20 protein-coding genes and 1 pseudogene are annotated in these 22,626 nt (G+C 40.3%); 17 read left to right on the top strand and 4 right to left on the bottom strand.

Going from position 1 to position 22,626, the window contains the following annotated elements:
• Position 1 precedes the first annotated feature (1 nt).
• Positions 2-832 (top strand): glutamate racemase, encoded by an 831-nt coding sequence (murI, locus tag FXV78_RS04535; protein ID WP_004842104.1) that lies wholly within the window; start codon positions 2-4, stop codon positions 830-832.
• Positions 833-842: 10 nt separating this feature from the next.
• Positions 843-1,304, top strand: a complete 462-nt coding sequence (locus tag FXV78_RS04530) for a YwiB family protein (protein WP_004842105.1) — start codon at positions 843-845, stop codon at positions 1,302-1,304.
• A gap of 46 nt (positions 1,305-1,350) precedes the next feature.
• Here the strand turns inward: FXV78_RS04530 and FXV78_RS04525 are convergent, their stop codons facing one another.
• Positions 1,351-1,803 (bottom strand): hypothetical protein, encoded by a 453-nt coding sequence (locus FXV78_RS04525; protein ID WP_004842106.1) that lies wholly within the window; start codon positions 1,801-1,803, stop codon positions 1,351-1,353.
• 159 nt (positions 1,804-1,962) lie between these two features.
• Between FXV78_RS04525 and cls the strand changes: the two genes are divergently transcribed.
• The 7 genes from cls (at position 1,963) to FXV78_RS04490 (ending at position 10,351) form a co-directional block, all read left to right on the top strand.
• Positions 1,963-3,441, top strand: a complete 1,479-nt coding sequence (gene cls, locus FXV78_RS04520) for a cardiolipin synthase (protein WP_004842108.1) — start codon at positions 1,963-1,965, stop codon at positions 3,439-3,441.
• A gap of 137 nt (positions 3,442-3,578) precedes the next feature.
• On the top strand, positions 3,579-4,751 hold the full coding sequence (gene tig / locus FXV78_RS04515) for a trigger factor (protein WP_039959559.1): 1,173 nt from the start codon (positions 3,579-3,581) through the stop codon (positions 4,749-4,751).
• 111 nt (positions 4,752-4,862) lie between these two features.
• Positions 4,863-5,735 (top strand): aldose 1-epimerase family protein, encoded by an 873-nt coding sequence (locus FXV78_RS04510; RefSeq protein WP_009244019.1) that lies wholly within the window; start codon positions 4,863-4,865, stop codon positions 5,733-5,735.
• Positions 5,736-5,744: 9 nt separating this feature from the next.
• Positions 5,745-7,118, top strand: a complete 1,374-nt coding sequence (locus FXV78_RS04505; RefSeq protein WP_004842112.1) for an MATE family efflux transporter — start codon at positions 5,745-5,747, stop codon at positions 7,116-7,118.
• A 46-nt stretch (positions 7,119-7,164) separates the two neighbouring features.
• A complete protein-coding gene (gene bcp / locus FXV78_RS04500; RefSeq protein WP_004842114.1) occupies positions 7,165-7,620 on the top strand; it encodes a thioredoxin-dependent thiol peroxidase in 456 nt (151 codons plus the stop codon).
• Between the two features lie 285 nt (positions 7,621-7,905).
• A complete protein-coding gene (locus tag FXV78_RS04495; protein ID WP_004842117.1) occupies positions 7,906-8,736 on the top strand; it encodes a hypothetical protein in 831 nt (276 codons plus the stop codon).
• Positions 8,737-9,487: 751 nt separating this feature from the next.
• Positions 9,488-10,351, top strand: coding sequence for an Rpn family recombination-promoting nuclease/putative transposase (locus FXV78_RS04490; RefSeq protein ID WP_225084598.1), 864 nt, complete (start codon positions 9,488-9,490; stop codon positions 10,349-10,351).
• Between the two features lie 154 nt (positions 10,352-10,505).
• Here the strand turns inward: FXV78_RS04490 and FXV78_RS18160 are convergent.
• Positions 10,506-12,035: pseudogene (locus FXV78_RS18160) on the bottom strand (cellulase family glycosylhydrolase).
• A gap of 425 nt (positions 12,036-12,460) precedes the next feature.
• Between FXV78_RS18160 and FXV78_RS17810 the strand changes: the two are divergent.
• From FXV78_RS17810 to guaA, 8 genes are all read left to right on the top strand, one after another.
• On the top strand, positions 12,461-12,601 hold the full coding sequence (locus tag FXV78_RS17810) for a hypothetical protein (RefSeq protein ID WP_004842126.1): 141 nt from the start codon (positions 12,461-12,463) through the stop codon (positions 12,599-12,601).
• Between the two features lie 516 nt (positions 12,602-13,117).
• On the top strand, positions 13,118-13,384 hold the full coding sequence (gene spoIIID / locus FXV78_RS04470) for a sporulation transcriptional regulator SpoIIID (RefSeq protein ID WP_004842130.1): 267 nt from the start codon (positions 13,118-13,120) through the stop codon (positions 13,382-13,384).
• A gap of 78 nt (positions 13,385-13,462) precedes the next feature.
• A complete protein-coding gene (locus FXV78_RS04465) occupies positions 13,463-15,181 on the top strand; it encodes a sensor histidine kinase (protein ID WP_009244016.1) in 1,719 nt (572 codons plus the stop codon).
• Positions 15,169-16,695: a response regulator transcription factor gene (locus tag FXV78_RS04460; RefSeq protein WP_004842133.1), complete on the top strand. Its 1,527-nt coding sequence runs from the start codon at positions 15,169-15,171 to the stop codon at positions 16,693-16,695. Before FXV78_RS04465 ends, FXV78_RS04460 begins: the two co-directional genes overlap by 13 nt.
• Before the next feature lie 124 nt (positions 16,696-16,819).
• Positions 16,820-17,047, top strand: coding sequence for an HPr family phosphocarrier protein (locus FXV78_RS04455; protein ID WP_024853995.1), 228 nt, complete (start codon positions 16,820-16,822; stop codon positions 17,045-17,047).
• A gap of 227 nt (positions 17,048-17,274) precedes the next feature.
• A complete protein-coding gene (locus tag FXV78_RS04450) occupies positions 17,275-17,745 on the top strand; it encodes an RNA polymerase sigma factor (protein WP_004842139.1) in 471 nt (156 codons plus the stop codon).
• Entirely contained in the window at positions 17,738-18,961 is a 1,224-nt protein-coding gene (locus FXV78_RS04445) for a hypothetical protein (protein ID WP_004842140.1), read from the top strand. The genes FXV78_RS04450 and FXV78_RS04445 overlap by 8 nt, the downstream gene beginning before the upstream one ends.
• Before the next feature lie 125 nt (positions 18,962-19,086).
• A complete protein-coding gene (guaA, locus tag FXV78_RS04440) occupies positions 19,087-20,634 on the top strand; it encodes a glutamine-hydrolyzing GMP synthase (protein WP_004842142.1) in 1,548 nt (515 codons plus the stop codon).
• A 77-nt stretch (positions 20,635-20,711) separates the two neighbouring features.
• Here the strand turns inward: guaA and FXV78_RS04435 are convergent, their stop codons facing one another.
• Entirely contained in the window at positions 20,712-21,893 is a 1,182-nt protein-coding gene (locus FXV78_RS04435; RefSeq protein WP_004223860.1) for a site-specific integrase, read from the bottom strand.
• Between the two features lie 35 nt (positions 21,894-21,928).
• Positions 21,929-22,126, bottom strand: coding sequence for a DUF3173 domain-containing protein (locus tag FXV78_RS04430; RefSeq protein ID WP_005342226.1), 198 nt, complete (start codon positions 22,124-22,126; stop codon positions 21,929-21,931).
• Positions 22,127-22,626: the final 500 nt, after the last annotated feature.

The following is a 22,626-nucleotide window of genomic DNA, read 5'->3' as shown; positions in this document are numbered from 1 at the left end:
TATGAGTATGGAATGTGAGAAGAAAAAGGCTCCGATCGGAGTATTTGATTCCGGTGTAGGGGGACTTACTGTTGTACGGGAGATAACACGGCAGCTGCCGCATGAAAATATTGTATATTTTGGTGACACTGCCCGCGTTCCATACGGAAGTAAATCTAAGAGCAATATTATTCGCTTTTCTGAGCAGATCATCCGTTTTCTCAAAACAAAACAGGTCAAAGCCATTGTCATTGCCTGCAATACGGCAAGTGCACTGGCTTTGGATGCTGTTCGGGATGAATTTGATATTCCAATCATTGGTGTGATCGTTCCGGGAGCAAGGGCGGCAGTAGAAGCTACGGCAAACGGAGAGATCGGTGTGGTAGGAACGGATGCAACGGTGAAGAGCGGTACTTATACAAAGGTGATTCATCAGATGGATCCGAATATCCATGTGAGGGAGAAAGCCTGCCCGCTGTTTGTCCCTCTTGTGGAAGAAGGATTCAAAGAACATGTGGTCACAGAAGAGGTTATTGAATATTATCTGGAATCGTTAAAGCATACAGAGATCGATGCGATGATCTTAGGATGTACCCATTATCCGCTTTTACGTTCCAAGATCCGTTCTTATATGGGAGAACGAATCCAGATCGTCAATCCGGCCTATGAGACCGCCATGGATCTCAAACGGCTTCTTCAGAGTGAAGATATGGAAAATGACGGGGAAGAGGGCACAAGTAGCAAATATGAATTTTATGTCAGCGATGCGGCGGAAAAGTTTGTAAATTTTGCAAATACAGTGATGCCGTTTGATATTTCGAAAGCAAATATTGTGAATATAGAAGAATATTAGGGGAACACAGATGACAAAGGATGTATTGGTCAGTATTTCAGGGCTGCATATGGATATGGACGCCCAGATTCCGGGACCGGATGAGGATGATGTGATCGAAGTTGTGACACCGGCTACTTACTACTACAGAAATGGAAAACATTATATCATCTATGATGAGATCGTAGAAGGAGTCAGTGACACGATCAAGAATAAAATCAAAATATCAGGAACAGACAGTCTTGAGATTATGAAAAGCGGATTATCGAATACACATATGATATTTGAGAAAAACAAGAAGAATCTGACATATTACAAAACACTATATGGTCAGATGCTGGTAGGATTGAATACCAGAAATATGGAAATTGAAGTTTCGGATGAAACGATTAAAGTACGGGTGGATTATGAACTGGATGTGAATCATGAACCGCTTGCGAATTGTAAGATCCGAATGAATATTGTATCCAAAGGCAGCGGGATTGCTGTATAAAAAAGAGCACTGCAGCGCAGATTTTCTGCCGGCAATGCTCTTTGTCTTATTTGTTGTCTTTTTTGAATCTTGCAAAAAAGCCTTTTTTCTTTGCTTTTTCCGGAGCCTCGAGTGGTCCGCGAACACCTTTTACAGCAGTGATGTAGATGCCGCTTACGGTGGCTTTGACTTCTTTCTTGATTGGGATGAGGTCAAAGATCTTAGCATCACACATCAAAGTCATCACTCTTGGTCCGACTTTTGCTTTTACAACAGGTACTTTGGTACGTCTCAAATATTTTGGCGTATTCTCCAGCACTGCGGAAGGAAGATTGGCTTCTTTGAGTTTCATTTTCTTTTTATCGATGATCAGCATGTTGACAGTCTGCGCCATGGCATCCATCTGTTCCTGCTGTGCTGCCTGCTTCTTCTCTGCTTTTTTTCCGAAGAAATAAAGGCCGACGAGTACACCGATCAGAATCACAAGTACAACGATCAGTACGATCCATCCTGTAGACACGATAAAACCCTCCTAAAATTCTCTTTTTTCATAATTATGCATGTAATATTGTAACATTGTTTCCCTGGAAGTGCAAGAGATTTGGACGGCAGGGCTTTACTTTTCTTGGAGAAAACAGGTATACTAAGGAAATGAGAAAAAGATAGGGGAGAGGTATTTATGGCAGAAACGATATGGAACAGTGCAGTCAGTGTGTATCATTTTATGATGGACAATCTGGTTGTGATTAATATTTTGCTTTCTCTGGTCATTGTGTTTTTTCAGAGAAGATCTCCGCAGACGGTATGGACCTGGCTGTTATTGCTGTATTTTATACCGATTCTCGGATTTGTCCTGTATCTGCTGATCGGGCAGGATTTTCATAAAAGCAGGATGTTTAAGGCAAAAGAGATTGAAGGAGAGATAAAATATGCTGTGCGCAGGCAGGAAGAGACGATATACAGACGTAGGCTCCGCCTGACGAATCCAGCGGTGGCAAGATATCGGGATCTGATTTTATATAATCTGGAAGCAGGGCAGGCTGTTTTGACAGATAATAACGATGTGCGGATCTATACCGATGGAAAGGAAAAATTCAAAGCGCTGCTGGAAGAGATGCAAAAAGCAAAAAAATATATTCATTTTCAGTATTATATTATCCGTAATGATGAATTGTGGCAGCATATTGAGCCGGTGCTGATCAAAAGGGCGAAAGAGGGAGTTGAGGTCCGCATTTTGTTTGACAGTATGGGCTGTCGAGGGATGCATAACCGGGACTGGGAACGTCTGGAGAAGGAAGGAATCCACGTGGCAGAATTTTTCCCGGCGCTGTTTGGAAATCTTCAGCTTCGAATGAACTACCGGAATCACCGCAAGATTGTCGTGATAGACGGCAGGGTCGGATTTGTGGGTGGTTTCAATGTAGGAAGGGAATATCTGGGACTGGACAAAAAGAAGTTCGGTTACTGGAGGGACACCCATCTTTGTATCGAAGGGGCAGCCGTAACCTCTCTGGCCGTACGGTTTGTACTGGATTGGAATTATGCGGCAAAGGAAAATCTGTTTCAGGAGGATACCTTATTTGAGATTCCGAAGTATGAGCGGGAGGGAAGAGACCCGGTGCAGATTATTTCCAGTGGTCCGGACTCGCAGATCAAAACAATCCATGACAATTATCTGCGACTGATTCACAGCGCAAAAGATCATGTATATCTGCAGACACCGTATTTTATTCCGGATGATTCGATTCTGGATGCATTGAAGATTGCCGCCCGTTCCGGTGTGGATGTAAGGATTATGATTCCGTGCAAGCCGGATCATCCGTTTGTATACTGGGCGACCTATTCCTATATTGGTGAAATGGTGGAGGCCGGAGCAAAATGTTATGTGTATGACAACGGATTTCTGCATGCAAAGACAGTGATGGTGGATGGAACCGTAGCGTGTGTGGGAACTGCCAATATGGATTTTCGCAGCTTTGGATTGAACTTTGAAGTCAATGCAGTGGTATACAGCGAGGAGACAACGCAGAAATTGGAGCAGAGCTTTGAAAATGATATGACAAAATCTACACAGATCACGAGAAATGCGTATCACCAGAGAAGTCTTATCATCCGGGGAAAAGAGCAGTTTTCAAGATTGCTGTCACCGCTTTTATAAACAGACAGAAAAAACAGTGAAAATCTTATGAACTCTTAAGAAAAATGTACGTCTCATTCAACAGAATGTGGTATAATAAAAAACAGGCTGTCAAAAAGACAGGCAGAGGATCATATAGGAAATGGAAGGGCAAGAAGATGAAAAAGAAGTTAATTGCAGTAATTGCAGGTGTATTCCTGATGGGATCACTGACAGGGTGTTCCAGTCAGTTATCCAATGAGTATATTACGATTAAACAGTACAAGGGACTGGAAGTGCCGCAGGTGGAAGCAACTGAACTGACAGATGATCAGGTGACGAATTATGTGAATTATTTTCTGCAGGCAGATGCAACCAGAACAGAGGTGACAGACCGTGCAGCGCAGACAGGGGATACAGTCAATATTGATTATGTCGGAAAAGTAGACGGTGTGGAATTTCAGGGTGGTTCTGCCCAGGGAACAGACCTGGAGCTTGGTTCCGGTTCTTTTATCGGTGCAAACGGAGACTACCAGGGATTTGAAGACCAGATTGTCGGTCATAACAAAGGAGAGCAGTTTGACATTACGGTACAGTTCCCGGATACGTATATGAATACAGAAATGGCCGGAAAAGTCGCAGTGTTTACCATTACTTTAAATGGCATTTATACAGTAGATGTGCCGAAGCTGACAGATAAGTGGGTCAAAGAGAACAGTGTAGAAGCGACAACTGTAAAGGAATATAAAAAAGAGATCAAAGAAAAAATCGAAAACCAGCAGATGTACCAGAATCTTTTGAATGCTCTGGTGGATCAGATCGAAGTGAAAAAAGATCTTCCGAAAGATAAAATAAAAGAGCAGAAAGAGGCGATCATAAACCAGTATGAGAGTACAGCAGAATACTATCAGATGGAGCTGGGAGATTATTTGACTCAGTACATGGGAATGACAGAAGATCAGTTTAAAGAGAAGGCACAGACAGTAGCAGAGAATACCGTGAGAAATCAGATGGCAGTAGAGCTTCTCTGTGAGAAAAAGAATTTAGAACCTACAGATAAAGAGTATGAGATCGGGCTGAAGCAGTATGCAGCACTTGCCGGATATCGTACAGATCAGATTGCGGAATATGAAGAGAAAAACGGAAAAGAAAACATCGAGCAGTCCATCATGCAGGAAAAAGCTGCCAAGTATCTGCAGAAGAGTTGTGTTCAGGTAGAGCAGGAAGACGAAACGACGAATGAAAATGCGAAAGATACACAGAACAGCACAACAGAGAACAAAGATCAGAATACCGATCAGAGTTCGGACGAGAGTTCAGATCAGAGCAGTACAGATAATGCACAGGAATAAAAAGAGAGCGCCGGAAAACAGATTTTGTTTTTCCGGTGCTTTCTGGTTGTACTGACAGGCAGAATGGTGTACAGTTGTAGTAGACGAATGAAAAGAAGCGGAGGGAGTTTTATGAAATTGGAAAACGCATGCCTTTGTGTGGAAATCGCAGAAAAAGGCGCAGAACTGACAAGAATTTTTAACAAAAAGACAGGAGCAGAGATCTTGTGGAACGGAAATCCTGAATTTTGGAACCGGCATTCTCCGATCCTGTTCCCAAATGTAGGGAAGACACACGGAAATACTGTTCTGATCAAAGGAACACAGTATCCGACGTCTCAGCATGGATTTGCAAGAGACAGCCAGTTTCGTTGTGTAAAATCTGCAGCAGAGGAAGCGCAGTTTTTATTTTGTTCGAATGAAGAGACGAGAGAAGTGTATCCCTATGACTTTGAGCTGTATATCACATACCGTCTGGATGGAAAAAATATTTTTGTAGACTGGAAAGTAAAAAATCCATCAGAAGAAACGATTTACTTTACGATCGGAGCACATCCGGCATTTATGTTTGAAGGCGCAAAGGAGACGAAAGACGACTATCTTCTGTGGTTTTCGAAGATGGAAACGCTGGAATGCTGCGGGCTGAATCTGGAATGCGGAACAGGCCTGCCGGAAGAAAGCTATTCTCTGGAACTGGAGGACGGATATCTGCAGCTTTCCGAAAAATTGTTTGGGGTGGATACACTGATCTGTGATGATTATCAGTTAAAAGAAGTATGGCTGTGCAAAAAGGATGGAAGAAAGCCATATGTAGGCGTAAAGAGTGAAGGATTTTACAGTTACGGAATCTGGTCACCGAAGAATGCGCCGTTCGTATGTCTGGAGCCATGGGCAGGCCGTTGTGATGATACCGGATTTGATAAAGATATTTCTGAAAAGAAGGGAATCAATGCGGTGCAGCCGGGAGAGATATTTGAAAAAGGATACCAGATTCTGGTGGGATAGTGGTGCAGCATGAAAAAGACAAATGATTTTGGAAGGGATTCAGTTCCACTTTTAGTATTAAAGACATCAATTCCTTTTATGTTTGCCCAGTTCGTCAATGTGCTCTACAGTATTGTAGACCGGATCTATATCGGAAATATTCCGGGGATCGGCGGGGATTCCCTTGCAGGCGCCGGAGTATGTGCTCCGATCATTACGCTTTTGTCTTCGTTTGCTGCTCTGATCGGAATCGGAGGATCGGTTACGTTTTCGGTGAAACTGGGGGCAGGAGATAAGAAGAGCGCACAACGGATATTGGCGAATAGTTTTTCCATGCTGCTTATATTTTCCGCAGTGCTGACAGTTGTGTTTTTGCTGATCAAGGATTTTTTACTGAACTGGTTCGGTGCCAGTGAAGTGACGTTTCCATATGCGAATACATATCTGACGATTTATACTCTGGGAACATTTTTTGCCCTTGTGTCTATGGGCATGAACTATTTTATTACAGCGCAGGGATTTCCGTTTCTGGGAATGGCAACTACATTGATCGGAGCAGTGGTAAACATTGTGCTGGACCCGATTTTTATTTTTGTATTTGAAATGGATATTGCAGGAGCGGCTGTTGCGACAGTCATCGCACAGCTTTCGTCCTGTATTTTTGTACTTTTGACTTTACACAGTAAGAAGATGCAGATTCCGATCCATCTTGTAAAGCCGGAGTGGGAGATTGGGAAACGAATCTGTAAAATCGGTTTTTCGCCATTTTTGATCCTTGCGACAGACAGTGTGATCATCATTGCATTGAATGCTGTACTTCAGTATTATGGCGGCGAATCTCAGGGAGATACGCTGATCACGGCAGCAACGATCGTACAGAGCTATATGCTTTTGATTACCTCTCCGATGCTTGGAATTACGGGAGGATCACAGCCTTTGATCAGTTTTAATTACGGTGCGAACAAACCGGATCGTATCCGTAAGACAGTGAAGTGGGTATTGGTGCTATGTATTACATTTACAACGGTGATGTTCCTTGTATCCAGAATTCTGCCGCAGTATTTTGTGCAGATTTTTACAGACAATGCAAGATACCGGGAACTGTCCATATGGGGAATCCAGGTGTTTACATTGATGGTGATCCCACTCAGCCTCCAGTATGTGTTTGTGGATGCGCTGACGGCGCTTGGGATGACAAGGCTTTCCCTTAGCTTGTCACTGTTTCGAAAGATTGTGTATTTTGTGATGACATGTGTCCTGCCGATCGCGTTTGCGGCGAAGAGTGCATTTTATGCAGAGCCCCTCGCGGATGGAGCGGCAGCATGTCTGACCAGTCTGGTGTTCTTTGTGATTTACAGAAAGTATCTGAAAGGAGAAGGCAGACTGGGAGAGATACGGTTGTAAAGAAGGTTGGAATATCAAAAAAATCAGAAAACAGGAGGAAAATGCAATGTTACAAACAGGAACAAAAGCTCCGGAATTTACACTTCCGGATCAGAATGGAGAGTTACACAGTTTAAAAGATTACAGAGGGAAAAGAGTTCTTTTGTATTTCTATCCAAGGGATAATACACCGGGGTGTACAAAGCAGGCTTGCGGATACAGCGAACGTTATCCGCAGTTTGAAGAAAAAGGTGTGGTAATTCTTGGAATCAGCAAAGACAGTGTTGCGTCGCATAAAAGATTTGAAGAAAAACAAGGTCTGACGATTACATTGCTTTCTGATACGGAATTAGAAGTGATTCAGGCATATGATGTCTGGAAAGAGAAAAAGAATTACGGAAAAGTATCCATGGGAGTAGTAAGAACGACCTATCTGATTGATGAAGAGGGTGTGATCATTCAGGCAAACGATAAAGTGAAGGCAGCAGAAGATCCGGAGAAGATGCTGGCGGAGATTTCATAGGGGCCGATACAGTATATTGGGATACGGGGACAATAAAATAAGGACAGATGTGCGGGCGTGTTAGAGTTAACACGTCCGTTTTGATGTATAATTCGCGAAATTTACACGGTCTTTTCTGAAACAAATAACAAATAATTCCGTAAATGAGTATTGCTATCACATTAGCGTGATGAAATATACTCATTTACACGGAGAAAGGAAAGACCATGATGAAAAAAATTAATGAAGTAAGTCAAATTGTAGGGTATACTGTGTATATGATTGCACATAGGAGGAAATGAGAAAATGATAGAAAAGAAGAATGTGAAAAAACTGGCATGGGTGGCAGTGGCACTTGTGATAATGGTCCTTTCGATGACTGTTGTTTCAAAAGCGGCAAGCAATCCGGAAAACCATAAAAAAACGATAGAGGCACTGGATGAGAAGAAGGCAGATATTCTAAAACTAACAGCAACATCAGCGGCAGCATCAACAGCCATTGCGGCAATTCCCGGAGATGCGACAACACCGATAGCAAATAAGCTGACAGATTTAACATCATATTTTCTGATTATTCTGGTCGTTATATTTTTGGAAAAGTATTTGGTGACACTTACCGGATATGCAACGTTTTCTATATTGATTCCGGCAGCGTGTGTTTTGTTCGCGGCAGGAATCGGATTTAATCGAACGGTTTTGAAAATATTGGCAGCAAAAATAGCAGCATTCGGTCTTGTTATATTTATGATTATTCCATTCAGCATGAATGTTTCGGCAATGATAGAAAAAACATATGAGTCAACGATGGAAGAGACTGTAAAGGAAGCACAGGATATAACGAATGAAATTGAGAAAAATACAGATTCAGAAGGTAACATCATAGAGAAAGCATTATCGAAAATCAAAGATGGAATTTCAGGATTGTTGGAAAAAGGGGAAGAACTTTTAAATCAATTTATTGAGTTGATCGCGGTGATGTTGGTTACATCTTGTCTTATTCCAATTTTTATATTCTTGTTTATGATCTGGTTTATTCGGATGTTATTTGGAGTACAGATCAATGTGCCGAAAGGGGTATCAAAGCAGATTGCTGCAAAAATGCCAGGGCGTAAAAAAGTAAGAAACGATTTAAATTGAGTGAATAAAGGAAAAGTCGGGAGAGATTCCGACTTTTTATGATGTAGACCCAAGTGATAGAGATGAATATATTGCGTTAGACGACTATTTTTAGTTATTTAAAAATAGCGCGAATAAGAGAATTACAAAAGATTGTGCAGGATCTTGGGGCAAAACATTTTAGAGTAACATACAAAGAAGAAAATGTACCGGAAATACAACGATAGTAAGTGAAGTACACAATGAATTTGCTGTTTTGAGTACTGGAGAAACATGAAAACCATTAAAAATCTTCGAATAGTTTTAAAAATTTGGGTATCATTCTGGGTGTCTGGTGTTATCTTTTATTTATAGCATGAGCCTACGGTTTTTAATTGTTTTTGAGTAACTCAATTCTACCAAACCGGATGGCATCCATACTATTTTTTACGCCCTCAATTATTGGATTTTCAAGGTGTATACGAACTTATTGAAATGCAAAGTTTGAGTAATTAAAAGGGATTCTTTGGAAATTTAATAAATAGTTTATTGCTTTTCATATACTGTCATATTATACTTGAATCATCTAAACTTTCTGATAAATTTCTAAATGATTTCTAGAAGGTCAAGACCGTTCGGTCAGATATTTCAGAAAAAATTTAACTGAACAAAGAGGCAAGTAAATATGATGGAAAAGCAGTTGTACAATAGACAATATTTCTTTATAATGAAAATATCAAAAAAGAACATCATGTATGATTGTGTTTTCCACACCGTGGAAAGGAGCAGTTATATGTGTAAGAAAACGAAAGAACAGAAGTTTATTATGTTACCTAGCGTGGATTTTTGTTTTCAGGAGCTGATGGAAGATGAAGAAGTGCGCCGAGGATTTATAGGTGCGTTTCTTCGGATTCCACCGGAAGAGATTCTGGATATGGAATTACTTCCGAAGAAGCTTCGTAAGAAATATAAGGAAGAGAAGTACGGAATCCTGGATGTGCGAGTTCGTCTAAGAGAGGGAGAGCAGCTAAACATTGAAATGCAGTCTATTGCCTATGATTACTGGCAGGAGCGGTCTTTGTTTTATCTTGGGAAAATGTATGTAGACCAGATCCACGAAGGGGAAGATTATGATAAGTTGAAGAAATGTATCCATGTAGGGATTCTGGATTTTACACTGTTTGAACATGAGAGATATTATTCTTGTTTTCATATCTGGGAGGATACGATACGGGACATGTATTCCGACAAATTCGAGATTCATGTACTTGAGCTGCCAAAGCTTGCGAAGTATGAATATCCACAGACAGAACTCCTTCGATGGGCACAATTTTTCGGTGCAAGGAGCAGGGAGGAAATTGAAGTGTTGGCAGAAAAAGATGAATATATCCATAAAGCATATGATAAATTGGAAGAAATCAGTGCAGACGAGGAAAAACGATTAGAATATGAGGAACGACAAAAGGCAATCCGGGATCATCGCCATATGTTAGCTAGTGGAAGGCGCGAAGGATTACGTGAAGGATTACGTGAAGGAAAACATGAGCACGCAGTGGAAATGGCGCGTAAGATGTTGGAGGATAAGTTGCCGATAGAAAAGATCGCGGAGTATTCCGGATTATCACCGGAAGATGTGCACAGGTTGGAAGAACAATGAATACAAAGCAGAATTTGATTCTTGCACAGTACAGGTATTCATTCACCATCTTGGTAATTAAGTAGACAAGCAAAAATGAGGCTGGTGTAAAGCAAAATAATCTGCGTTCCCGGCCTCATTTTTACATGAAATATTGAAAATGAGTCTGTTATTTTTATTTCAAATTGGAGATGGTGAACGTAACCTCTAACATATTTTCATCTTTATAGTCTGCATTCTGGAAAGAAAAAGATTCTTTTTTCTGCAGACCTTCGATCATCGGCTCTGCTTCGCTCCACTGATTGATCAGATCCATCTGAAGGCTGCCTTTTTCAGAGAAAACCTCATCATTTTTATTTTCTTTTACCGTGTAATCCGTTCCATTAAAAAGAACCTTGTCAATTACAATCTGAGCATTGGTAAAGTCGGATTTTGTCTGATTTCCAAGTTCAACGTCACAGTCTTTTAAAGCAATGGTTGTAATGTTTAAAAGCATATCTTTATCACCTTTCAGTTTCAGAGTATAGGTGCCGCCTTTTTTGGTAATTCTTGCAGTGTTATCACTTTGAATGGTCGTCCAGTATTTACTGTCTGACACATACAGGCGGACGGACATCAGAGTGCTGTTTTGAGATGCTTTCTGACCAAAACCTTCCATAATGGCATCAATAATGACAGGCTGTGTGACTTCACATGTTGTACGATCAAATAAGCCGAATCCGTGGACACCATTGTATCCATTGTCCCAGTACATTGGAATACATCCGTTTTTACGACTCAGCTGGCACAATTTTCGGGCAAAATATGCACGGTAATATTCGTTTTCACTGTCATAGGATGTTTTGTCGATAGAGCCGTATTCACCGATGAAAACAGGGTATCCCTTGTCTGCAAATGTTGTTTTCATCAGATTTAACTGATTTTTCATGTAAGTTTCATCACAGGTTGTACTTGTTTTGGAAGGATCATCCGCTTCGTTGCCTCATTGAGTGATCACACCGTTTTCTCCGCCACAGAAGTCCCAAGGAGAATAATAGTGAACAGAAATCATAATTCGTTGTTCTTCTTTATCGATTGGTTTGTCGCGGTATTGATCCGTAGGAAGTTTAAAACCGTAATCTCCGGCGGTATAGTCAATATTTGTGTTCCAGCCGGGAATAATCAGCCAACGCTTTGTATTGTTATCTCCTGTTTTCCGAACAGTATCAACGAATATCTGGTTGTAGTCATTAATATTTTGATAGTACTCTTTATTCGGTTCAGAATAACTGCCGTCAAATTCTTCATTCATGGACTCGAACAGTAAGTGCTCATCGTAATTTTTAAATCTTTCTGCAATTTGCTTCCATACCTTTTTATATTTTTTCTTAATCTCTGTTTGATTTTTTCCATTGCACAAAAGCCAGCTGCCATCGATGGTATTATAGCCATCTCCGTGAATGTTGATCACTGCATATAAGTCATTTTTAATGCAGTAGTCTACAACTTCCTGTACACGATCCAGCCATTTGCTGTCAATCGTATAATCTTTGTCATCGTCGATTTTGGCAAAATAGGATACAGGGATACGGATCGATTTAAAGCCTGCAGCCTTTACACTTTGAATGAGTTTTTCTGTGATTACAGGATTTCCCCAGTTTGTTTCCTCCGGAACGTTGTCAGTGACACTTTCCAGCTGATTTCCTAAATTCCAGCCAGGTCCCATTGCTTCTACTATTTGAGACTGGTTTAAATCTTCAAAAGATGTGGTGTCCTTTTTCGCTGCCTGAACAGAAAATGGAGCTATGAAGCTTCCTGCGACAACTGTGCCAACCAGTACGGCGGCTATAAACATGGATCGTAAACGATTTTTCATAGTGCCCTCCTACATAAAAAATTTACTCTTCTTGTTATCCTTCAGATCGCGCGTGTTTGAAAAACTGGAAGAATTGTTTTTATAATATCATGGTTTTTTGGCGTGTAATACTATAAAAATTGGTAAAATATTACAATAAAATTTTGAGGTTTTGAAGTGTGGAGAATGGGGAAAAAGTAATGACTGCAGGGGAATTCCGGTCTTTTTGTCACTCATTTTCTTGAGTTACAGATGAAAAGCAGTTAAAATGAAGGATAGGAAGGAGATATAATAGTATGGGAAATTGCAGAAATGTAACAAATACTTTTTCGGAAGAAAGAAGACATTATTCGAATACGTATTTAGAAATATGCGAGGTATATGATGAAGCTGTAGAAGTGAGCGTATTTTCAGCAGTTGCTACAAAAGGATTATGAAGAAAATAAAGAACTATCAGGTGAATTTATAAGAATGTTTGTAGATACATATGGGCTATGCTTATCAAATGATGTACTTTTTGATGAGTCATCGTTGTTTGGTTTGTTTTAAAGATACGAGTAAAGGGAGGATAATAGAATGGCGAAGCAGGAAAAAGATTATCTTGCCATTGCTAAATAATAGGAGGTTTTGGATGAATGAAAAGAAAAAGAAAATTATGAAGTTGAGCATACCTTAGATTTTGGAACAATAATAGAAGACTTAGGGATATTGTGCCGAAAAAAACGGAGGCATGTTATGAGATTATATCATGGAAGTATATTGTAATTGATAGTATAAATCATGTGGTGGAACTTGCCTGAATTATTTACAATCGAATAGATACAGAAAAATGAAACAGGTTCAGATTAGTTGTTGTAGATATCAAAAGAAATATAGACGAATCGGAGTGTACATTCCGCATACTGTCTCTTAGCCCTGCATAGATTGTATAAACAAATTATACAGGGGTTTCCATGAAAGATTATATCGAGGAGAGGGCCGTTGAGATCGCAACTTATATAATAGAAAATAATGCGACAGTGAGGCAGACAGCGAAGCAGTTTGGGATTAGTAAGAGTACGGTGCACAAGGATGTGACAGAAAGATTACTTCAGGTTCGGCCGATACTGGCGGCAAAGGCGCGAAAAGTGTTGGATATGAACAAATCAGAGCGTCACATACGCGGTGGACTGGCTACAAAGGAAAAATATTTACACCAGCATGAGAAGAACAAGAGCTGACATAGGAATGTGTGCTATAATAAGGAAGAAAGTCAGCAGGTATGCTGAGAATAAAAAGTAAGATACAGGAGAAGCTAATTGAGACAAGGAAAAAACGGGCAAATACGAGGCACCCTGAAACGCAGATTAATGACAAATTTTCTTTTGACAGCATTGATTCCGGTTTTGATCTTTGCAATTATCTCGCAGATCAATATACAGCAGCGATTAAAAGAAAATCTATCAGACCGAATAAAGAGTAATCTGGATACGGCAGAGAAAAATCTGGAGATGGTTCTGGATAAGTACGAGACAATCTTATATGATTTCAGCACGGATGAAGATGTTCTGGAAATTGTAAGAGCATTGAACGAGAGCCGGGGGGATCGTGAGAGTAACAGCACCAGTCTCAGGAAAAAACTGAGTCATATTTGCAATCAGTTTACCGGAGTGGAAGGGATCACGATACAGTTAAAGACGGGAGAGATCATATATTATGAGAGTCTTTCGTCATTTTCTGGAAGTGAGACGTGGGCAGATAAGGTTGAGATTCCGAAAATAGAACGGGGGGCTGTTTATTTCGGAGATGGAAAGCCAGTGAAGATTGCTGACAAGAATCATTATATGTTTTATATTGCAAGAAATATTACAGACTATCGTATTATCGAGAATTTTCAGGGAACGGTCGTATTAAGTGTCAATGAGGAGAGAATTCGCAGAGCAATTGCATCGGATATTGGTTCCAGAGAATATCTGCTGAGCGACGATGTGATTGTGAGTGCGCCTGATCCAAAGAAGATCGGGAAGAAGCTCAGTGAGATACAGGATTCCGAAAATTACCAGTATACGACAGCAGATCATGAAATCAGCGGATTTGCAATCTGCAATGAGCAGCCACTTGCGTATTACTGGAAAATGTCCGTCAGTCAATGGATTTATCTGTTTATCATTATCAGCATGACGATCGTGATCATGTTCATATTGCTTCATTTTTTCAGCAGACCATACATTCAGGCGGTAGAATCAATTACCGGCGTAATGAGTTGTGTAGAACAGGGTGAGTTTGATCATCAGGTGAGAGTGAACCCGCATCTGCCTATGGAGATACAACAGATCAGTTCAGGATTTAATGAGATGGTTGCACATCTGGAGATGTTGATTGCAAAAGTAAAACAGGCGGTTCTGGATCAGAAAAATGCAGAATTGTCAGCCCTGGAGGCACAGATCGATCCTCATTTTCTCTATAATACGCTGGATACGATCAACTGGAAGGCGATTGAAAATGAGCAGTATGAGATTAGTGGAATGGTTGGTGCACTTGCGGACATTCTGCGTTATACAGTGAAAAATGCAGGAGGAACAGCGAGTATCAGCGAAGAAATTGCCTGGCTGAAGCAATATATTATGCTGCAGAGTGCAAAATTCGGAAAGCGTCTGGATGTAAAGATTTATATGCCGGAAGATGTGAAGGAATGCAGAATCCACAAATTGCTTTTACAGCCGTTTGTGGAGAATACGATCAAATATGCGTTTGCAGATCAGGAAGAGTGTGCTTTGAATATCCGCATGAAGAAAAGCGGAGAACAGCTGCATATTCTGATCCAGGACAATGGACAGGGAATGGATCCGGACATGGTAGCCAAACTTAATCAGGACGAGTGCGAGATGGAAGGACATCTTGGAATTGCAAATGTAAGAAAGCGCCTGAAATTGTATTATGGGGGACAGGCAGCATTATATTTTGAAAGTGAAGTTGGAAACTATACAAAAGTACACTTATTTATACCGATAGAGGAGGAAACTACATGCGTATTGTAGTGGTTGAGGATGAAGCGCCGATTCGTGAAGGAATGGCAAAGCTTCTAAGCAAGATCAATCCGGAATATGAGCTGGTAGGAAAAGCGGCGGATGGGGAAGCCGGCTATCAGCTGATTCGTGAACTGAATCCGGATCTGGTCATTATGGATATTCGGATGCCCAAAATGGATGGGATTGCCATGATGAAGAAATTGCGGGAGGAAAATATAAAATGTAAAGCCATTATCCTTTCGGCATATTCGGAATTTCAGTATGCCCAAAAGGCGATTGAACTCAAAGCAGACAGCTATCTGCTGAAGCCGATTAAGATTCCGGAATTGAAAAGTGCCTTAAAACAGGCAGAGAGAGAAATCTCAGAGGATCAGGGGACAGAGCAGATTTTTTCCGTGGAAAATATTATGTTGGCCTGTATGCATGGTCAGGTGCGCCAGAATTCACAATTAAATAAAACAATGCAGCAAAAATACGGTGTTTCTCTGGAAGAACCGGCAGAACTTTTTGGTGTGTGGCTAGGGGACAGTTACAGAAAACAGAAGTCGTTGACCAGGCAGATTTTGGAAACGGTGGGGGATCACGCTATACATTATAAGTCCTGCATTTTGGAATCCGACAGCTGGCAGCTGTTGACGATGGTGATTTATCAGGTGAAAGACGGAGCGTCCCAGAAAGAGCGATTTGAAAAGTCCGTTGTCCCAATGGTTTGCAGTCAGCTGGAAACTCCGGTGGTCTGCTTCTGGAAAACGGTAGAACGGCTGTTGGATATGCCGTCTGCATTGCAGGAAATCCGTGTACAGAGAGAATGGAATCTGATGTTTCCGAAAGGAACACTGATCAGCAACGAGTTGATTGAGCAGCAGCATCCGGTACCGTTAAAATATCCTGTGGAATTGGAAGAAAAGGCAAAACAGGCGGTTTTACAGGAGAACAAAAAGGAATTAAAAAAATGTTTCTGGGAACTGGCGAACTGCTATCAAGAAGAGTTTCATACACCGACAGATATCAAACAGGCGATCATTCATTTGAGCCTGGCTGTATTCGGAATCTATAAGGCAAAAGTTTCGGTTGAACTGGATCTGGAAGTGCAGAATATCCTGCAGGAAATTACAGTAGCAGTGAGCTGGAATCAGCTGGAAGCTGCATTGAAAGCCTTTTTCGGTTTGTTTGAGTTTGAGACGGAAGAGGAAGGCGAGGAGACAAGTGTTCTGGTAAAACAGGCGAAAAAGCTGATCCGCAAATATTATGATCAGGGGATTACACTGGAGGAGATTGCGAATAAGCTTTATGTATCGGAAGAATATTTAAGCGCACAGTTTAAAAAAGAAACCGGAAGTACTTTTACCGAGACAATCCGCAAATACAGGATAGAGAAGGTAAAGGAGCTGCTTTTAAATACACATTTGAAACTGAATCAGATTGCGGAGCTTGCCGGATATTCAGATCCGAAATATATGAGTAAGGTATTTAAAGAGGAAGTTGGGATGCTTCCAAATGACTTCAGAAAATCGGTTCATTAAAAAAATCTCCCTTTTTAAGATATTTCACCCTGTTTCTTTTGACAGAATGTGATAACCTCGTAAGAGTGAAACATGGAAGGCATCATAGGAAGACATCAGTATAGATAGAAGAGGAGTATTTATGATGAGCGAAATGTTAGTTAGCTTTAAAAACCCCGAGGAAATTCTAAATTTTGTAAATACAGTGGCAAAGTATCCATATGATATGGATATGAAGAGAGGAAGATTTGTGGTAGATGCAAAATCTATTTTAGGAATCATGAATCTCGGGCTGAACAACGTGATATCACTGCAGGTTTACGGTGATCATTGCGAAGAACTGAAAAAGGAAATCTCCCGTTACGCTGCCTAGCGGCAGCCCTCCTAAATATGATGTTAGATGAAAATCTGACTCCAAATTCCCCAAACTAAGCAAACCTAAGGGAGAGAATTCCAAAGGCCGATGTACGAAAGTGCATTGGCCTTTTCAGTATACAAAGAAATAGAAAATAGAAGAAATGAGGATAGAGAAATATTTTTCAACACTTTTGTCCGGTTATCCGTCTTATAAGTGAAAGGCAAAAGAAAGGATCGCAAGGTATGATAGAGGAACTGTATAAGAAATATTATGAGGAATTGATCAATTGGTGCCATAGTATGACAGGAAACCTGTATACCGCGGAGGAACTGGTGCATGAAGCTTTCTTGCGCGCAATGCTTCATGAGGATACCTTATCCACGCTGAAAGAACAGCAAAGTCGCTCATGGTTATATCGAACTGTTAAAAATTTATATGTAGATCGTCTCAGACATGGCAAGAAGGAAATCATCTTGGATGAGTTTTCGCAGCCACAAATAGATTCTGAAGAACTGGTTCGATTAGAATGGGAGAAGCTGCTGGAAACTTTACCGGATCTGGAAGGAGTAATTTTTTCGTTACGTTACTTGGAAGGGTATAATTCCAAACAAATTGGAGATATCCTTTTGCTTTCACCAGGAACGGTCCGATCCAAACTTTCTTCTGCACGTCAACATTTAAAAAGAATTTTAGGAGGGAACAAATATGTTTGATAAGAAAAACTATGTATTAAATTGTGATATCTGTGATGCCAGAAAAATGAAAGAAGAAGATTACAACAACTATAAAAACATGATAATCAATGCAGATATTGTTATCGTCAGTACTTCCAGTAAAAGTATTTTAAATCGTCTTCCTGTCACGATAAATCAAGATTATACAATAGAAATTGCAGATGATGTTGAGACAGAGTTAAAAGTAATCAATGGATCGTATGAAATAACAGATTCTATGGTTGTTCAGGAACATACATTGTTAATCGTAAATGGAGCCCTCAATATACATTCAGGTACAAAAGAAATTTTAGAGAAATATGAGAAAATTCATGTGAACGGTTCTGTTCGATGTGCGGAAAGTATTTCGGGTTATCTGACAAAATTATCCGCAAGTAATTCCGTTTCGATCTATCCGGATGACTGTATGATATTAAATGACACATTCATTGTAGATAAATATTTCCCTTTGAGAGCAAAAGAAGACAACAAATATTATGTAAAAGACAAAGTAATTATTCAGGATAAATCGGTAGATATGCAAAAGCTAGTCGAAAAAAATGTCCGGTTTGTTACAGAACAGTTGATCATTCCGGAAGAAATGGTGGAATCGTGTATCGAGCTATTTGATGAAAAAGTGAATTTTGTAGTCATCCCTGCAGGAATGGCACTTCATTATGGAGATGCAGTTTTAAATGAAGAATTACTGAAGAAAGAGGGAGACAGCATTTATGTGTACGGAAATCTAAAAGTACCGGAAGATGTCAAATTAGATACATTAGATGAGTGGATTTCAAAACTCATGGTAAAGGAAACGGTAGTTTTGATGAAAAATCAAGAAGCGTCATTTAAAAAGTTAAATGTGGACTATCAGAGACTTGAATTTGAATGGGAGGGCAGAATCATTGAAAATAAGCCTAATATTAGCATAGATAAAATATTGCTTGAAAATTCTTCAGATCAAGTTCTTGTAAGAAATATAGCCACTGTAAAGATTGCACAAGATGTAACGCCGGAATTGATATTAAATTACCTCAGGATTCAAAACTGCGCACAGGTATTGTGTAATGAAGAACAGAAAAGTGTGATTGTAGCCATTTCGCAAAATGTAGCGCAACTTGGAGAAGCTGATGGAGAAGAGCTGCCTGGTAAGAATATCGGAATTCAGGATCTGCTCTTTGCGAAAGTGATCAATGCAGACAGCTATATCCTTTGATCAGACAGATTAGAATTAGAGTATTTGAAAGTAAAACTGGTGAAACTACAAGAAAAGAAACTTGTAAATTCAGAAGTGCTACATTATAATAAAAATACTAGGATAAACATTAGGAGGAAACATTTGTGAAAAACGAATTAGTAATCGTACTCGATTTTGGCGGGCAGTACAATCAGCTGGTTGCAAGACGCGTTCGAGAATGCAATGTATATTGTGAGATTTATTCTTACAAAACAGACCTTCAGAAGATCAAGGATATGAATCCAAAAGGAATCATTCTGACAGGTGGTCCGAACAGTTGCTATGAGGCAGACTCCCCGACCTATACAAAAGAATTGTTTGAACTTGGAATCCCTGTATTGGGACTGTGTTATGGAGCCCAGCTGATGATGCATGTACTTGGTGGTGAAGTAAAACGTGCAGATGTCAGAGAATATGGAAAAACTGAGGTGTTGATCGATAAAGCCTCTTCAAAAGTATTTGAAGGCGTGTCAGCATCTACAATCTGCTGGATGAGTCATTTTGATTATATTGCGCAGATCGCACCGGGATTTGAGATTACAGCACATACGGCAGACTGTCCGGTAGCAGCCGCAGAGAATGCAGAAAAACAGCTGTATGCGATCCAGTTCCATCCGGAAGTACTTCATACAGTACAGGGAAAAGAGATGCTCAGCAATTTCGTGAGAAATGTGTGCGGATGTGCCGGCGACTGGAAGATGGATGAGTTTGTAGAAAACTCAATCAAAGAGATTCGTGCAAAAGTAGGCGACGGAAAAGTATTGTGTGCACTTTCCGGCGGTGTGGATTCTTCCGTGGCAGCAGTTATGCTTTCCAAGGCAATCGGAAACCAGCTTACCTGTGTATTCGTAGACCATGGACTTCTTCGTAAAAACGAGGGAGATGAGGTAGAAGCAATCTTCGGACCGGAAGGTGACTATGACCTGAACTTTATCCGGGTGAACGCACAGCAGAGATTTTATGAGAAACTTGCAGGAGTGACAGAGCCGGAGCAGAAGAGAAAAATCATCGGAGAAGAATTCATCCGTGTATTCGAGGAAGAAGCGAAAAAGATTGGAACGGTTGATTTCCTGGTACAGGGAACCATTTATCCGGACGTAGTAGAAAGTGGTCTCGGCGGTGAATCCGCAGTGATTAAGTCTCACCATAACGTAGGAGGACTCCCGGATTACGTAGATTTCAAAGAAATTATTGAGCCGCTTCGTGATTTGTTCAAGGATGAAGTAAGAAAAGCAGGTCTGGAGCTCGGACTTCCGGAGCGTCTGGTGTTCAGACAGCCGTTCCCGGGACCGGGACTTGGAATTCGTATTATCGGAGAAGTAACAGAAGAAAAAGTAAAAATCGTTCAGGATGCAGATGCTATTTACCGTGAAGAGATGGACGCAGCAGGCATGAACAAGACAGTCGGACAGTATTTTGCTGCATTGACAAACATGAGAAGCGTTGGAGTTATGGGGGATGAAAGAACCTATGATTACGCAGTTGCACTTCGCGCAGTCAATACGATTGACTTTATGACAGCAGAGTCAGCAGAGATTCCATGGGAAGTACTGCATAAAGTGACAAGCAGAATTGTCAATGAAGTAAATCATGTGAATCGCGTAGTGTATGATCTGACGGGAAAACCACCTGGAACGATTGAGTTTGAGTAGTACGCGGTAGGCTAAAAAGCCTTTATTTACGGGCTTTGTCGGCATCGATGACTCTGGATTGCATTATTATTGCATTTTTATATTTTCCTGTGATACGACGCAGTAAACTGGTTATGTGTATAATCAGCGATGCTTTCGGTAGCAGGAGTGAAGTTAATAACTCCGCCTAACAGTTTGGCAACCTCAAAGTTGCTGTTAGGATATAGATGTCCATAGGTCCCTAAAGTTGTCTGGATTTTTTCGTGTCCCAGACGGTCTTTGACGATCAATGGATTCACCCCCATGCTGATTAAAAGTGCTACATGTGAATGTCTTAATGCATGGATTTTAATGCGGTGAACACCGGCAAGCCCTGCCAGCTTTTCCAGGGCTCTTGGCAGGGTATGCTTGCTGGTGGGAATCCCACTATAGCTCAGTACAAAATTACAGTCTTTCAGAACTTTCTTCTGCACTTCCCTCCAATCTTTCAGTTCCCTTATGGTATCTTCATCAAGCACAACGGTCCTGATGCTGGCAGATGTTTTGGGATCTACAAATTTGTATTCATTCATAGATTTGTAATATAACGTTTTTGTCACGCTGAGTAATCCGCTTTCAAAATCGATGTCATCCCACTGTAATGCAGCAGCCTCTCCAATTCGTAATCCTGTTGTGAACAGGAGCCAGAAACAGATAAACAAATAATGTTCGTAGTAATCTCCTTTGTATAAAAGAGAAATTACTTTCTGGAATTCTTCCAATGTCCAAAAATCCACTTTTACTTTCTTATATTTAATATTGCCGACCATACGTGCGGGATTTTTCTTGGCAAGGCCGAGGATGATTGCACGGTCAAATGCCAGAGAAAGCATACCTTGTATAATTCGTACATAATTAGGACTGTAGTCTTTTGCCAGTTTTAGCTGCCAGGTTTGTACATGAATCGGTTCTATTTCGTTTACCTTTTTCCGATAAAAAAATTTAAAGTGTTTTTCGATGGTATTTAAACGGTTTCTATAGGTACTCTCTTTGACTTGTGTTTTATACCATGGAAGATAAATTTCTTCAATAAATTGTTTAAATGAGGGTTGCTTCTTTTCCATTGCCAGTTCATCTTCAGCAGCGATGATGAGTTTGGAATATTCTGCACGGGCCTCTTTTTTTGTAGAGAAACCACTTCGATATTTCTGAATCTGCTTTCCAGTTACAGAATCATAGCCCAGATTTGCTCTGAAATAGTAAGTTCCATTGTTTGCCCTTTTAATTGGATCCTTTGCCATAAAAATTCCTCCTTTGCATAAACACACAAGAAGTACTATTGGTTTTGTTCGTCTGGCAATTTAATCCCCAGAATTTCTTCAACGGCTTCTTTGGGTACCCTGTCTAATTTTCTTGACTGGTAATAAGTATGTCCACGTTCAATCATAAGAATTTTGGCCTGTCTTATAATGTCTGAAGAGAAAGATGGACCATACCCCAGTGCAATCAGATCTTTTTTTGTAACAGTAATCATATACCTCCCTTCTATGAACAGGGTAATCATAATACCTGTTCATTATTATAACAAATTTTGAGTAATTGTGTAGGCAGAATGACTTCTTGCTGAAAAATAAAAGTATCTTATCAGGAAACCGTTTCCTATGCCTTGTTTCAGGCACGTAGAAGGCGTTACTATGTAAACATCAAGCAGCAGGTGTGCAATTATGCGACACTATCTACAACACCTATATACATTTCCAGATAAGGTATGAAGTTATCAAGGTACAAAGGCGTAAGACTTAGTTTTGTCTTAGCAATTTCATTAAGTAATTAACTGAGATTTTTTCAGATTGAACAGATTATGTACTTTTTATTAAAAATTTTTCTATAAACTTGAAAAAAGAGAGGTGGGATACGTGATATTTCAATATTTTAATTGAAGTCATATATGCAAAGCATAGTATTTAAGAACATACAATATATTGTGCATGAAGATTGACATATACTATATCATGTGCTACTATACTGCTATAG

The organism is Mediterraneibacter gnavus ATCC 29149, assembly GCF_008121495.1.
Taxonomy (GTDB): domain Bacteria; phylum Bacillota; class Clostridia; order Lachnospirales; family Lachnospiraceae; genus Mediterraneibacter; species Mediterraneibacter gnavus.
The sequence above is the reverse complement of the archived record's forward strand: the minus strand, read 5'-3'. Positions and strand labels throughout refer to the sequence as shown.